Below are 13,925 nucleotides of genomic sequence, written 5' to 3' on the forward strand. Positions count from 1 at the left end.
AGGTCCTCGATGCCTTTCCTGACCCAGCTCGCCGACGTCGCCCGGCGCACCGGGCACCCGGTGACCGAGGTGTCCGGCTGGCGTGGCCGCGGCCACGGCCCCCAGCCCGAAGTGCACGGCATCGTCTGCCACCACACCGCGGGGCCCGCGGGCGGCGGCGACTATCCCTCGCTCGCGGTCGTCCGTGACGGGCGGCCCGACCTCGAGGGGCCGCTGTCCCACTTCGGGCTCGGCCGGTCCGGTCACATCTACGTGATCGCCGCCGGCCGGTGCTGGCACAACGCGCCCTCCACGTCGGCCTTCCACGACAACTCCAGCTCCATCGGCATCGAGGCCGAGAACGACGGCTCCCAGCCGTGGCCGGCCGAGCAGCTGGACGCCTACCGGAAGTTGTGCGCGGAGCTGTGCCGCGAGTTCGGGCTGCCCGCCTCGCGCGTCAAGGCGCACCGGGAGGTCAACACCTCCAAGCCCGACCCCCATTCGATCGACATGGACGACTTCAGGGCGGCCGTCACGGCCCTCGTCGGCGACACGCCCGCCCCTGGAGGCCCCGGCCCCGGAGGGTCCTGGACGGAGGACATCGTGAAGCAACTGCCACTGGTCCGGCTCGGCGACGACAACTTCGACGTCAAGACCGTCAGGGGGTGCCTGTTCGCCCGCGGGCACGTCCCGCCGGCCGCGTACGCGCAGGTCGCGGACGGGCTGGAGGGCTGGCTCAAGTCGACGCTCTGCGACGACCAGCTGGTGGAGCTGGTCCGCGGGTTCCAGCAGGCCGAGGGCCTTGAAGCCGACGGCGAGGTCGGCCCCCGGACGTGGCCGCCGCTGCTGCGCGTCTGACGCCAACGGCACCACCCGCCGAGCTGGGGGCGCCGGCCACGACCCGGCCGGCGTTCATGCGCCGAGCAGGGTGCCGACCATGACCCGGCCGTCCTGGCCCTGGCCGGCGGTCCAGGCGAGGATCGGCCGTCCGGCGGTGTCCAGGGTCATCGCCAGGCGGCCGCCCGCGCCGTTCAGCCTGGCGACGGCGACCGTGCCGCAGCGGGTGGCGGTGCACGAGGTGAGGGCGATCCTGTCGCGGGCCACGTCCTGGTAGGCGACCAGGGCCCGGCCCGCCCGGTCGAGCACCAGCACGGGCGGGCCGTGGACGGCCTCGGACAGCCGCGTCGTCCGCCCGTCCGCGCAGTCGGCGGTGCGGCAGTCGAGCAGCGTGACGGTGCCGTCCGCACCCGCCTGGTACGCGATCACCGGCCGCCCGTCCCGCCGCATCGCCAGCGCGAGCCCGGATCGGGGCGTCCCCAGGGCGAGCCCCCGCGCCGGCGCCGCCGAGCCGCTCACGGGCGTGCTCACCGTGGCCCGCTCGCAGGCGGCGTCCTGGCAGGAGACGACGTGCACGGCGCCGGTCGTCGCGTCGAGCTGGGCGGCGACCGGCCGTCCGTCAGGGGCGACGGCGAGCGCGAAACCGTCCTCTTTATCCAGGTACGCCGGCACCTTCAGCACCGCCGCCTGCCGCGTGACCGGCGTGGAGCAGGCCAGGTCCGCACAGGAGGTGAACGCCACCGTCTGCTCCCCCGGCTTCCCGGCGCCCGACTCGCCCGCGTGCGCCAGCACCATTCCGCCGCCGCCGGGCCGAGCGGCCACCGCCAGCGCGAACTCGTGCGGCCCCGCCGACACCCGCCCCGCCGGGCCCGGTGGCCTGGTGCAGCTCTTCGCGTCGCACAGCAGCAGGTCGAGCCGCCCGGTGCCGCCATCGGTGGTGGCCCAGGAGGCCAGCAGCAGCCGGCCGCCGGGCATGGGAGCCGAGGCCACATCCCGCCACAGGTCCTCGCCCGCCGGGCCGGCGTAGACGGTGGCGGCGTCCGTGCAGGCGGGATCCGTGCAGGCCAGCAGGGTCGGCGGGGTGTCCAGGTCGTCCAGGAGCAGCAGCAGCCGGCCGTCGCCGGTCAGGTGCGCGGCGGCCGGGCCGGAGACGGCCGTGACCGGTCGCTGGTAGAGCTCGGGGCGGTCGAGCAGGTTCGCGGTGGCGGTCATCGCGTACAGGACGGCGGGCAGGAGGACGGCGGCCACCAGCCGCCACAGCCAGGTCCCTGCCGGCTCTGCGCGGCCGTTCCGGCAGGAGGGGATGTCCTTGAGTGCGACGGTCTCCGGGAAGACGGCCGAGTCCTGGAGCGCGGTGTGCCGCCACGCCAGCCGTTGCAGGTAGGCGCGGGTGAGGACGCTCGCCTGGAACGGCACCACGGTCACGGCCAGGGCGGCGGCGAAGGTGATCGCCAGCGGTGCGGGGACGGCGTCCAGAGCCCACAGCGCGGCCCGTACGGCGAGGGCGGGCACGAGCACCACCCCGGTGAGCAGCGCGATCACGTCCGGCCACGTGCCTTCGACGGCCAGCCGGTACGCCCGCCCGACCGCCTGGACGGGCCCCCGCCGTTCGAGCACCAGCACCGGCCCGGCCAGCAGGACCGGCGAGGCGGCCAGCGCCAGCCCGCCCGCCGTGAGCCAGGAGAGGAACTCCCACCGGACGGCCACCTGCACCCCCACCCCCGCACCCACCACCGCCGCCGCGCCGAGCACCGTGATCGCGGTGACCGCGAGCAGCGCCGGCCACCGCCGCACCGCCGTTCCGAGCGCCGCCGCCGGCTCGGCCTGGCGCCCGGTCTGCCTGGCCGCGGCCAGGAGCGTCGTGGCGCCCGACACCACCGCGTACGCCGCCACCACCACGACCGCGACCCCCGCCGCCCAGCCCGGCTGCCACGGCCCGGGATCCTCGGCCAGCACCAGCTCACCGTTGACCACGGCCACCGACCCCACCATGGGCAGGGCGGCCAGCCCCGCGAACCACGCCAGCGGCGCGAACACCACCAGACCGGGCACCGCCAGCCGCCCCACATCGACCCCGGCCGCCCGGGAACCGGGCCACAACACCCCACCCCGCCGCAACCGCGCCACAAGTCGCACACTCTCCACGCCGCGACTGTCCCAGCCGAAATCGCCCGTGTCGGTCAACTCACCGCAATCGGTCTGGCACGACCCCCGTGAGCCGGCCTCAGGTACCGCAGGCAGGCCGGGCAAGGGAGCTAGGACCAGGCGACCGGGAGCGAGTGCACGCCGAAGATGAGCATCTCGTTGCGCAGCGGCACCTGGTCGGCGGGCACCGCCAGGCGCAGGCCCGGCAGGCGGGTGATCAGCTCGCGCAGCCCGATCTGCATCTCGACCCGGGCGAGCTGCTGTCCCAGGCACTGGTGGACGCCGTGCCCGAAGGCCAGGTGCGAGGTGCGCGGGCGGCGTACGTCGAGGCGGTCGGGGTCGGGCCAGTGCCGCGGGTCGCGGTTGACCTCGGGGGTGGCGACGACGACGGTGGCACCGGCGGGGATGTCCACGCCGCCGAGGGTCACCGGCTCGGTGGTGACGCGGCTGACGCCGAGCTGGATGATACTGAGATAGCGCAGCAGCTCCTCGACCGCGTTGTCGATCAGCGACGGGTCCGCGCGCAGCGCGTCGAGCTGGCCGGGGTTCTCCAGCAGCGCGAACGTGCCGAGCCCCAGCATGTTCGCGGTCGTCTCGTGACCGGCGCCGAGCAGGACCAGCGCGATGTCCACGAGCTGGCCGTCGGTCAGCGGCGGCTCGGCCTCGTGGATGAGCCCCGACAGCAGGTCGTCGCCCGGCTCGGCGCGCTTGGCCGCGACCAGGCCCTGCATGAACGCGTACAGCTCGGCCCCGGCCTTGGCCCGCTCCTCGGGCGGGGTGTTGGAGTTGAGCGAGATGGCGGTACGTTCCTGGAACTCGGCCCGGTCGGCGTAGTCGACGCCGAGCAGCTCGCAGATGACCAGCGAGGGCAGCGGCAGCGCGAACGCCTGCACCAGGTCGGCCTGGTCGCCGGCCGCCTTCATGGCCTCGATGTGCTCGACGGCGATCTCCGTGACGCGCGACTCCAGGGCCTTCATGCGCCGCACGGTGAACTGGCCGGTGAGCAGCCGCCGGATCCTGGTGTGCTCGGGCGGGTCCATGAAGACGAAGAAGCCGTCCTCGCGGGTCTCGATGGCCGGGCCCTGCGGCAGGCTGCCGGCCTTGAACGCCTCGACCTCGTGCGGCTGCAGGGACGTGGCCTCGCGGTGCCGCATCCTGTCGGCGCTGAAGCGCGGGTCGGCGAGCACCGTCCGGGCCTCGTCGAACCCGGCCACCAGCCACGCCTCGGCCCCGTTGAGCAGCGGCAGCGGCTGAACGGCGCCCTTGCCGCGCCGCTCGACCAGCCCGGGCGGCGGGTCGAACGGGCACCCGCCGCGCTCCACCATCCCGGCGGGCAGGATCCTGCGCATCGCCGTGGGGTTGGCGGCGGGGGTCTCCTCGGTCAGGCTGTCGTTGCTCATCGGCACATCCTGTTCCCGGGCTCGGGCCGGCCCGTCAGCGTTCGGAACGTCCTTCTGCGCAGAACTTACACGACGCGCATGTATGCACGGTGTGCACGAATCGCGGAAAATCGGTGGCGCCGGCCGGCTCGCGGCTGCCATGATCACGTGCTTGTGAGCACCGAGATCCCCGCCGTGATCGCCGAGCTGGCCGGCGACGACGCCGTCACGCTGGTGTGGCGCAACGAGCTGGGCGGGCTGACGTACCGGCTCGACGGCGCCGGCGTGCGCTACGCCAAGTGGGTCGCCGCGGGGACGCCGGAGATCGACCTGATGGCCGAGGCCGAGCGGCTGACGTGGGCGTCCCGCCGGGTTCACGTGCCGCCGGTGCTGGAGCACGGCACGAGCCCCGGCGAGGAGTGGCTGGTGACGGCCGCCGTGCCCGGCACCTCGGCCGTGGCCGAGCGGTGGCGGGGCAAGCCTGAGGTGGTGGCGCGGGCGATCGGGCGTGGGCTGCGGCTGCTGCACGACACGCTGCCCGCGAGCGCGTGCCCGTACGACTGGAGTGTCGAACGGCGGCTGCGGCGCGCCCGGGAGCGGTTCGCCGACGGGGAGGGGCCGGACGACTGGTCGCCCGAGCACCGCCGCCTCGGCCTCGACGAGGCCCGCGTGATCATCGAACGTCCGCCGCCGATCGACCGGCTGGTCGTCTGCCACGGCGACGCGTGCGTCCCCAACACGCTGCTGCACGACGACGGCACGTTCGCCGCGCACGTCGACCTCGGCTCGCTCGGCGTGGCCGACCGGTGGGCCGACCTCGCCGTGGCGGCGTGGAGCCTCGACCACGACTTCGGCCCTGGCCACGACGCCGGCCTGTACGAGGGGTACGGCATCGAGCCCGACCCCGTGCGCGTCGCCTACTACCGGCTGCTGTGGGACCTCGCGTGAGCCCCGCTCATGGCTCGATGGCGAAGTTGTCGCGGAAGACGTTGCCCGGGTCGTAGCGGCGCTTCAGCTCCCGCAGCCGCCGCAGGGTGGGCTCGGGGTAGGCCTGGAGCAGCCGTGCGGGGCGCTGGTCGGTCTCGAAGTTGATGTAGAGGCCGGAGAAGTGGCCGAGCATGGCGTCCCAGGCGGCGTCCAGGCCGCGGCGGCTGTGTCCGAACGCGACGAGCTGGAAGTTGGCCGAGCGGCCGGCGTACGCGGTGGCGTCCCACGGCACGTCGCGCGAGGCGCCGCCGATGCCCCTGATGTGGAAGAAGTACGTCTGCCCGCTCGCCACCAGCCGCTGCGCCGCCGCGGCCAGCTCGGGCGTGAGGTGGTCGGCCAGCCCCGACCTGGTCACCGGCTCGCCCCGGCCCTCGTGCGCGGCGGGCGGCACGTGCATGACCGCGTCGTACGGCAGCACCTGGATCGAGTAGTCGAGCAGCGGCGCCGCGGCCGCGATGGGCTGCAGCCTGGCGACGATCGTCTCGGCGTCGTCCGAGTCGACGACGGCCATGATCTGGCCCATGAGCGGCTGCCCCGGCCGGGCGCGGCCGATGATGAGGGCGCTGGTCAGGTCGCGCGGCGCGGCCTCCATGGCGGCGCCCCAGCGTTCCAGCAGGCCCGCCGTGTCGGTGGCGTCCACGACGAACTGCGCGAACCCGACGTCGCCCACCTCGTCCACCTCGAACTCGAACGCCGTGACGATGCCGAAGTTCGCGCCCGCGCCGCGCACGCCCCAGAACAGCTCGGCGTTCTCCTCCTCGTCGGCCCGCACCCGGGTGCCGTCGGCCAGCACCATCTCGACGGCTTTGAGGTGGTCGATGGTCAGGCCGTGCTCGCGGACGAACCACCCGATCCCACCGGACGTCGCCAGCCCGCCCACCCCGACGCCGCCGTAGTCGCCCGAGCTGAGCGCCCAGCCGTGCGGGGCGAGCGCGGCGGCCACGTCGCTCCAGCGCGCGCCCGGCTCGATGCGGACCCGCCGGGTCTCCTTGTCGAGGACGTCGATGGCGTGCAGGCGGGACAGGTCGATGACGATGCCGCCGTGGTTGGTCGAGCGGCCGCTGATGCCGTGGCCGCCGCTGCGGATCGACAGCTTCACCGGCTGCGTACGGGCGTACCGCACGGCCTCGCTCACCTCGTCCGGCGTGCCTGGGCGCAGGACCAGGCCGGGGGATCCGCCCCTGAGGTACGTCGAGCGCACGCGGGCGTAGCCGGGGTCGCCCGGCTCCACCGCCGAGGCGGCCAGGCTCGCGGGGACGGCGTCGTAGTCGATGCCCGGGTGGCGGTGTTTGCGCACGAACAGGCTCTTGACCTGCGTCGTCTTGTCCTGCGCCGCCGCCCGAAGGGCCGGGGCGGTCTCCTCGGCGAACCGTCTGATCGTGTCGGGGTCGTCGGTGGCCAGCAGGATGGTGCCGATCCCGGCGTCCTCGATGAGGGGCAGTAGTTCGGCCGCCGTCGCCTCGCCGGTCACCTGGACCATCCGGCGGATCTCGCGTGGATCGCGCCCCGCCGCCTCAGCCGCCTCGTCGATGACGGCGTTCGCCGCAGTGGCCGCGGTGACCAGCCGGTCACCCGCACCTCCTGCTGGGGGCGCCGCGTCGGCGCTCTGGCCGGAGGCGGTGAGAAGCCAGGCGTCGGCCTTGCGGGCGGCGAGGCGGAGCACTTCGGGGCCGGGGTCGCCGGCGATCCAGAGCGGGATGTCGTGGGCGGGGGCGGGGCCGCGTTCCGCGCCCGGTACCCGGTGGTGCTCGCCGTCGTGGCGGAAGGGCGAGCGCTCGGCGGCCGACCAGATGCCGCGGACGATGTCGGCCGCCTCACCGGTGTCGGCGCCGGCGAGCAGCCCCAGCTCGACCCGCCCGCCCGTGAGCAGGTCAAGGCTCGCCGCCGCACGCGCGGTCACGGTGGGCACGGCGGCGAGCGCCGTGTCCTGCGACGTGGCGGGCTTCGCGGCGGACGCGGTGCCTTGAGCGGTGGCGGGCTTCGCGGCGGGCGCGGTGACGGCGGCCAGGGTGATGCGGTCCGTCCGCCCCGCCACCCAGCTCATCAACGTCCACGCGTCCAGACCCGCCGCCTTGTCGCCATCGCCGGAGGTCGGAGGCTCGTTCTGGAAGGTGATCAGGTCGTAGCCCAGTTCCTCGGCCAGCCGGGCCAGGTCGGCCGCCGCGTCGGGGGCGGTGCCGGTGAGGAGGAGGCCGAGGCGGAGGGGGTGGGCGTACCGGGTGGTCATCGGGCGCGCTCCTGCGCCACGAGCGCGCGGGTGGCGGGCGCGACCTCTTCGCCGAACGTCCTGATCGTGCCGGCGTCGTCGGCCATCACGATGTAGCCGGAGAAGCCGTACTCGAGGGTGAGCGCGGCCAGCTGCTCGGCCCACTGCTCGGGCGGCCCGGCGAGGAGGCGGTCACTGCGGGTGGAGCCGAACCGGCCGCCGATGTTGAGCAGCCGCCGCACCGCCGCGGGCTCCCGCCCGGCGGCCTCAGCGGCCTCGTCGATGATCGCGTTGGACCGGGCGACCTCGTCCAGGCTCTTGACGTACGGCAGCGAGGGCAGCCACCCGTCGGCCTTGGCGCCGGTGAGGCGGAGCATCTTCGGCTTGTACGCCCCCAGCCAGATCCCGATGTCGTGCGCCGGAGCAGGCCCCCGCTTGGCCCCGTCGACCTGGTAGTACGTCCCGTCCACCCGGAACAGCGACCGGTTGTCCGCGTCCCACAGCCCGCGGATGACGTCGATCGCCTCGCCGAGCGCGTCCACGGCCTGGCCGGGGCTGAGCCGGCGGCCGCCCATGGCCTCGATCGCGTCCCAGAACCCGCCGGCCCCCAGCCCCAGCTCGAACCGTCCATGACTGAGCAGGTCGAGGCCGGCCGCCGCCCGGGCGAGCACGGCGGGCGGGCGCAGCGGCAGGTTGATGACGTTGCCGGACAGGTGGACCCGTTCGGTCTTGGCGGCGACGTAGGACAGCAGCGTCCAGGTGTCGAGGAAGCCCGACTGGTAGGGGTGGTCCTGGAAGGTGACCAGGTCGAGCCCCGCGGCCTCGGACTCCTGTGCCAGGCCGACGACCTCCTTCGGTGCGGAGTTCGCGGGGGTGATGAAGGTGCCGAACGTGAGCTCGTGGCCGTAGTCAGGCATCGTGCCCTCCTCAAGATATGTTGTCGCGAAGACTATCTACGCGCCAGACGAGTTGCACAACCACGGATCAGCCGGGCACATTCCCGCCTCAGTCCGCCAGCATCTCCTCGGCCACCTCGCACGGATCCTTCGCCGGCTCGATGTCGCTCACGTCACACGCCACCCGCCGCAACATGCTCCTGAACGCCTCGCGCTCGTCCGCCGACAGCGCGCCGAGCAGGTGGTCCTCGGCGTCGCCCACCCGGCGTTCGAGGTCCTCGTAGACGCGCACGCCTTCGCCGGTGGCCACGATGCGGCGCTGCCGCCGGTCGGACGGGTTGAGCCTGCGCTCCACCAGCCCCGCCTCGACCAGATCGTCCACGAGGTACGTCAGCACCGTGCGGTCGATGCCGAGGAAGGACGCCAGGGAGAGCTGGGTCGGATGCCGGCCGCCCACCACGGCGGCGAGCGTCTGGTAGCCGCGCGGGCCGTGGGGCAGGTCGCCGATCACCGTGACGACCGTGCTCTGGTAGGCGCGCAGCAGCACGCCGAGCGTCCAGCCGAGGTTGTGGTCCGGCTCGGGTTCGTCACTCATACCGAGATACTACCGACCACCGACTTTCGGCACCGCAGACGTTCTGTCACACAACGCGTCACCGCTTGTCCTTGAGCACGTACCGGCCCTTGATCACCGGCGCGGTGAGGGCGAGGGCCGTGGCGGCGCGTGCGTACGTACTCATATCGTCTCCTGACGAGATCGGCGTGAAGTGCGGTCACGACTCTCGCGGAGGTTCCGCCTCTTCACCTCCCCCGTCCGGGTGATGTCGTACGGCGGCCCGGGCACGCTTCGCAAAACCCTGAAGCGTGACATCTCCCCTGCTCACCCGCGTTAACGTGACATGTCATGACGTACGGCCCCCACAACCCGCCCTATCCCCCGCCAGGACCAACCGCCCCGCCGCCTCCCGTGATCATCGACGTGGCCCGCGACACCAAGACCAAGTCGGTGATCGGCGCGTCGGTCGCGGGCGGGATCGGGCTCCTCGCCGTGGTCTCGGCGCTGACCGGGCAGACCACGGGCGGCTCGGGCACCGCCGTGGCCGTCGGCATCGTGGGGGCGATCTTCCTGCTCATCGGCCTGCTCCCGGTCTTCACCTGGAAGAAGCTGACCCGCCCGCGCCGGCTGGTCTTCGACGCCCACGGCGTGCGCTGGGACGATCCGCAGGGGCAGCCGTGGGCGGCGGCGTGGCAGGAGCTGGCGGGGGTGGGCATCTCGCGTACGCAGCAGCGCCGCGTCAAACTCGCCGACTACATCTTCCGCAAGACGATGGTCAGACTCGACCTGTTCCCCGCCGACCCCGGCTTCCGGCAGCGGCACCCGGAGATGGAGCACCTGTGGGAGTTCCACACCGTCAAGAACGGCTACCTGCTGCCGCTCGGCTCGAACCCCAAGTACATCCCGGTCATCGAGCAGGCCATGCGCCAGTACCGACCGGCCGCCTATTGGGGCATCAAGGACGAGGGCTTCATGGTGGGCCTCGTCTGACGACCGGCCGACCACGCCGGCGGCCGACACTGCCGCTGCTCGCCGTACCGCGCCGACCGTTGAGGCCGACCGTTGAGGCCGACCGTTGAGGCCGACCGTTGAGGCCGACCGTTGAGGCCGACCGTTGAGGCCGACCGTTGAGGCCGACGGTTGGCGCCGGCCGTTGACGCCGCACCGCCACTGCGTTCGGCCCCGCGCCGACCGGGACGTCGTACGGCGGGTGGATCCTCATCTGACGTTAAGGATGCTCCTCTAGCCTGGGCGCTCGTGCTGGTGCAAGAGGACGTGGAGACGGCGGCGCCCGAGGTGCGGCCCAGGCGGGTGTGGCGCAGGCGGCTGACGGTCGCCCTGGCGGTGCTGTTCGCGGCAGGCACGGTGGTGCGGCTCGGCGGGCTGGAGACGGGCGTCTTCCTGGTGCCGATGGCCGCCTTCACCCCCTGCTTCGCGGTGCTGGCACTGGTCGTGCTGGGCGTCGCGGTCCTGCTCAGGAGCCGGGCCGCGGCGGCGATCATGCTGGTGGTGTGCGGCTGCCTGGCCTGGTGCGTGGCGCCGCGCGCGTTCGGTGACGGCGCGGCGCCGGCCGGGGGCCGTACGCTGCGGGTGCTCACCGCCAACCTCAACGGCGGGCGCGGCGACGCGGCGGTCATCGTCGATCTCGTACGCCGCCTCGACGTGGACGTCCTCAGCATCCAGGAGCTCACCTGGTCGGCCAAGGTCCGGCTGACGGCGGCCGGGCTCGACGACCTGCTGCCGTACGACATCAGCGTGCCCGACGTACGCGGCCCCGAGGGCAGCGGCATCTACTCCCGGCATCCCCTGCGCGAGCGGAAGGGGCTGTTCCGGCCGGTCGGGCACCACATGCCGGTCGCGGAGGTGTCCCTGCCCGGCGGCTCGCCGGTCGAGGTGGTCGTCGTGCACCCGGTGGCTCCCGTGCCCCGCACGGTGCCCGAATGGCACGCCGGCGTCGCCTCCCTGCCGCCCGCGCCCACGTCGGGGCCGCCCAGGATCCTGGCCGGCGACTTCAACGCCACCCTCGACCACGCCGTATTCCGTGACCTCCTCGGCACCGGCTACACCGACGCCGCCGCCTCCACCGGCAACGGCCTCGTCCCCACCTGGCCGCACGGCCGCTCGCTGCCGCCCTTGGTCACCATCGACCACGTGCTGACCGACGCGCGTGCCGGGGCGGTGGCCACCCAGATCTTCGACGTGCCCGGCTCCGACCACCGGGCCCTCTTCGCCGACCTCCGCGTCCGCCCCTGACACGCCGGGACCGTTCGCGGAGAGGCGAACCCGGCCAAGAACAAAAGCCGCACCTTCCGCAATTTCCATAAATACCCGCCACACCTGAATATCCCAATGTCGGCTTTTGATACCACCCGACGTAAATAAAAGACCGCTGCGTCAATTTGTTTGAGCGGGATCGGGAACCTAGGGTCTACCTGTCGGCCGGCACCTTTGTACCAAGGCCGGGGGTGGGCGGGAATTGCCGGTTCTTTTTCGCACGATACGCGCGCGGACAATCGCCGCAGGCGTGGTTCTCGGGTGGGTCGTTCTCACGGTGGTGGCCGTGCTCACGAGCGGCCCGCTCGAGGACGTCCGCGTCACGAGCGGCACGTCGATGCTGGCCCGAGGCGTCGAGTCGGCGCGGGTGCTCGACCTGGTGGCCGAGCAGTCCGGGCGGTCGGTGCCCACCCTCGTGATCTACGAACGCACGGGCCCGCTGCGGCCGGCCGACCTCGCGGCCGTACGCCGTGACCTGCGGAGGTTCGCCCGCCTGCCCGACGTGGTCGGCACCTCCTCGATGCCGCTGCCCAGCGCCGACCGGCGCGCCCTCCAGGTGACGGTGCTGCTGTCCGGCCGGCCCGGCGTGGTGATCGCCCCGCTCGTCGATCAGGTGCGCGACATCGCGGCCGCCGCCAACCCACCGGGCCTGGTCAGCCACGTGACCGGCGCGGGCGGGGTCGCCGCCGACTACGCCGACTCGTTCCTGCGGGTCGACGGCACGCTGCTGGCCTTGAGCGTGGCCGTGGTGCTCCTGGTCCTGCTGGCCGTCTACCGCAGCCCAGTGCTCTGGCTGATCCCGATGCTCGCCGTGGCGGCGGCCTATCTGTGCTCAGCCGCCGCGATCTACGCCCTCGTCCGCTCAGGCTGGATCACCTTGCGCGCCGCCACGCCGGAGGTCTTCACCGTCCTGGTCTTCGGCGTCGCCACGGACTACGCGCTGCTGCTGGTGGCCCGCTTCCGCGAACGCCTCCGCGTAACCCCCGGCACGACAACGGCCCTGAAACAGGCCCTCTCCAGCGGCATCCGCACGGTCATCGCCTCGGCCCTGACGGTGGCGGGCGGTGTCGGCTGCCTCGCCGCCGCCGACACCAACGCCCTCCGCTCGATCGGCGCCGCAGCCGCCGTCGGCGTCCTCATCACGATGGCCGTCATGGTGACTCTCCTCCCCGCCCTCATGCTTCTGGGCGGCCGCCGCGCCTTCTGGCCCGCCATCCCCCACCACCGACCCACCCTCACCCCACCGAACGACACACCCCGCCACGACGTCACCTCCGTCCAGTGGACAAGCCTGCCGCGGGACGACGCGCCTCCCATCCAGGGGGCCGCGCAGTCACAGCACGACCCGCTCTCCAACCAGCGGGCCGGACTGTCGCAGCACGGTCCGGCGCTTCGCCCAAGCGGGCGGCCGGATCGGGTGTGGGGGCGGGTGGCGGGGTTCGTGGGGCGGCGGGCGCCCCTGGCGTGGGCGGGGTCGCTGGCGCTGCTCGCCCTGATGTGCCTGGGGCTGACCACGCTGGACGCGTCCGGCATCCCGCCGTCGGCCATGTTCACCATCCGCACGGGGTCGGTGGAGGGTTACGACGCGCTACGGCGCCACTATCCGGCCAGCGCACCCGTCGTGGTGCTGGCCAGGCAAGGCGCGACCGCCGCCGTGGCGCGGGCCGTACGCGGGGCCGACGGTGTGGTGTCCGTGCGGCGCGGGCCGGTCGCCCCCTGGCGCGTCTACGACGTGGTGCTGGCCGCCGAACCCAACACGCCGCACGCCGAGCGCCTGGTGGAGAACCTCCGAGCGACCGTACGCGCGGCGGCCGGCGACGCGGCCCTGGTCGGCGGCTTCACCGGCGAGCTGCTCGACGCCAAGAACGCCGCCCTCGCCGACGCCCGCCTCGTGGTGCCGCTGATCCTTGTGGTCGTCGGCCTGATCCTGATCGTCCTGCTGCGTTCGCTGGTGGCGCCGCTGCTGCTGATGGGCACGGTGGTGCTGTCGTTCGCGGCCACGCTCGGGCTGTGCTCGGCGCTGTTCACGCAGGTGCTGGACCATCCGGTGATGGACGTGTCGTTCGCCCTGTACGCCTTCGTGTTCCTGGTGGCGTTCGGCGTCGACTACAACATCTTCCTGATGGCCCGCGTACGCGAGGAGACCGCACACCTCGGCACCCGCGGGGCGACCCTGCACGCCCTGCGCGCGACCGGCGGCGTGATCACGGCGGCCGGCGTGGTGCTGGCAGCCGCCTTCTTCGTCCTCACCGTCCTGCCCTTGGTGCCGGTGGTCCAACTCGGCCTGCTGGTGGCGGTAGGGGTGGTCATCGACACCGTGCTGGTCCGCTCGTTCCTGGTCCCAGCCCTGGCCCACCACCTGGGCCCCCGCATCTGGTGGCCCGCCCACGAACACCACCACAAGCCACCGGCACCCCACCCGACCGAGCAACCCACGCAAGCCGTCCCCACCGGCTGACACGCCGCCCACCGGACGAACCCGCCCACACCATGCCCCATCCAATGGCGCCCCTGCCCGGGGGTGCGCTGGGCGTCCGAGGTCCGGGCGCAGCGCCCAGCACGCCGGCACCCGCCCCTGCTCGGGGGTGCGCCAAGCAGCGATGGTCCGAACGCGGTGCCGGGGCCGCGGACGTCCGTGTCTGCTCGGAGGCGGGCGGCGGAGGGCG

General features: G+C 73.4%; 10 protein-coding genes. 5 read left to right on the forward strand and 5 right to left on the reverse strand.

What is annotated here, in order from left to right; all coding sequences use genetic code 11:
- Window positions 1–9 precede the first annotated feature (9 nt).
- Window positions 10–837, forward strand: coding sequence for an N-acetylmuramoyl-L-alanine amidase (locus AB0K18_RS09195; protein WP_364912125.1), 828 nt, complete (start codon window positions 10–12; stop codon window positions 835–837).
- Window positions 838–891: 54 nt separating this feature from the next.
- Here the strand turns inward: AB0K18_RS09195 and AB0K18_RS09200 are convergent, their stop codons facing one another.
- Window positions 892–2,961, reverse strand: a complete 2,070-nt coding sequence (locus tag AB0K18_RS09200) for a hypothetical protein (RefSeq protein ID WP_364912128.1) — start codon at window positions 2,959–2,961, stop codon at window positions 892–894.
- Between the two features lie 110 nt (window positions 2,962–3,071).
- Window positions 3,072–4,361 (reverse strand): cytochrome P450, encoded by a 1,290-nt coding sequence (locus AB0K18_RS09205; protein ID WP_364912130.1) that lies wholly within the window; start codon window positions 4,359–4,361, stop codon window positions 3,072–3,074.
- Between the two features lie 147 nt (window positions 4,362–4,508).
- On the opposite strand from AB0K18_RS09205, the gene AB0K18_RS09210 reads away from it, so the two are divergent.
- Entirely contained in the window at window positions 4,509–5,288 is a 780-nt protein-coding gene (locus AB0K18_RS09210) for an aminoglycoside 3'-phosphotransferase (RefSeq protein WP_364912133.1), read from the forward strand.
- A gap of 7 nt (window positions 5,289–5,295) precedes the next feature.
- On the opposite strand, the gene AB0K18_RS09215 is transcribed toward AB0K18_RS09210, so the two are convergent.
- From AB0K18_RS09215 to AB0K18_RS09225, 3 genes are all read right to left on the reverse strand, one after another.
- Window positions 5,296–7,554 carry an LLM class flavin-dependent oxidoreductase gene (locus AB0K18_RS09215; RefSeq protein WP_364912136.1) on the reverse strand — a complete coding sequence of 753 codons (2,259 nt, stop codon included), beginning with the start codon at window positions 7,552–7,554 and terminating at the stop codon, window positions 5,296–5,298.
- The gene (locus AB0K18_RS09220; protein ID WP_364912139.1) at window positions 7,551–8,450 is read right to left on the reverse strand and encodes an LLM class flavin-dependent oxidoreductase; all 900 of its coding nucleotides are present in this window, start codon (window positions 8,448–8,450) and stop codon (window positions 7,551–7,553) included. Before AB0K18_RS09220 ends, AB0K18_RS09215 begins: the two co-directional genes overlap by 4 nt.
- Window positions 8,451–8,538: 88 nt before the next feature.
- Complete coding sequence (locus AB0K18_RS09225) at window positions 8,539–9,024, reverse strand: MarR family transcriptional regulator (RefSeq protein ID WP_364912142.1); 486 nt, start codon at window positions 9,022–9,024, stop codon at window positions 8,539–8,541.
- 309 nt (window positions 9,025–9,333) lie between these two features.
- Between AB0K18_RS09225 and AB0K18_RS09230 the strand changes: the two genes are divergently transcribed.
- The 3 genes from AB0K18_RS09230 to AB0K18_RS09240 all read left to right on the forward strand — a co-directional run bounded on the left by AB0K18_RS09230 (window position 9,334) and on the right by AB0K18_RS09240 (window position 13,717).
- Window positions 9,334–9,975: a hypothetical protein gene (locus AB0K18_RS09230; RefSeq protein WP_364912144.1), complete on the forward strand. Its 642-nt coding sequence runs from the start codon at window positions 9,334–9,336 to the stop codon at window positions 9,973–9,975.
- A 267-nt stretch (window positions 9,976–10,242) separates the two neighbouring features.
- Window positions 10,243–11,238 (forward strand): endonuclease/exonuclease/phosphatase family protein, encoded by a 996-nt coding sequence (locus AB0K18_RS09235; RefSeq protein WP_364912146.1) that lies wholly within the window; start codon window positions 10,243–10,245, stop codon window positions 11,236–11,238.
- A gap of 271 nt (window positions 11,239–11,509) precedes the next feature.
- Window positions 11,510–13,717: an MMPL family transporter gene (locus tag AB0K18_RS09240; RefSeq protein ID WP_364912147.1), complete on the forward strand. Its 2,208-nt coding sequence runs from the start codon at window positions 11,510–11,512 to the stop codon at window positions 13,715–13,717.
- Window positions 13,718–13,925 lie beyond the last annotated feature (208 nt).

It is taken from the genome of Nonomuraea sp. NPDC049421 (genome assembly GCF_040677005.1).
Lineage (GTDB): Bacteria > Actinomycetota > Actinomycetes > Streptosporangiales > Streptosporangiaceae > Nonomuraea > Nonomuraea salmonea.

Coding starts and splice junctions, on each gene's coding strand:
- AB0K18_RS09230 (WP_364912144.1), top strand. CDS start 9,334: ATGACGTACGGCCCCCACAACCCGCCCTATCCCCCGCCAGGACCAACC.
- AB0K18_RS09205 (WP_364912130.1), bottom strand. CDS start 4,361: ATGAGCAACGACAGCCTGACCGAGGAGACCCCCGCCGCCAACCCCACG.
- AB0K18_RS09225 (WP_364912142.1), bottom strand. CDS start 9,024: ATGAGTGACGAACCCGAGCCGGACCACAACCTCGGCTGGACGCTCGGC.
- AB0K18_RS09195 (WP_364912125.1), top strand. CDS start 10: ATGCCTTTCCTGACCCAGCTCGCCGACGTCGCCCGGCGCACCGGGCAC.
- AB0K18_RS09215 (WP_364912136.1), bottom strand. CDS start 7,554: ATGACCACCCGGTACGCCCACCCCCTCCGCCTCGGCCTCCTCCTCACC.
- AB0K18_RS09220 (WP_364912139.1), bottom strand. CDS start 8,450: ATGCCTGACTACGGCCACGAGCTCACGTTCGGCACCTTCATCACCCCC.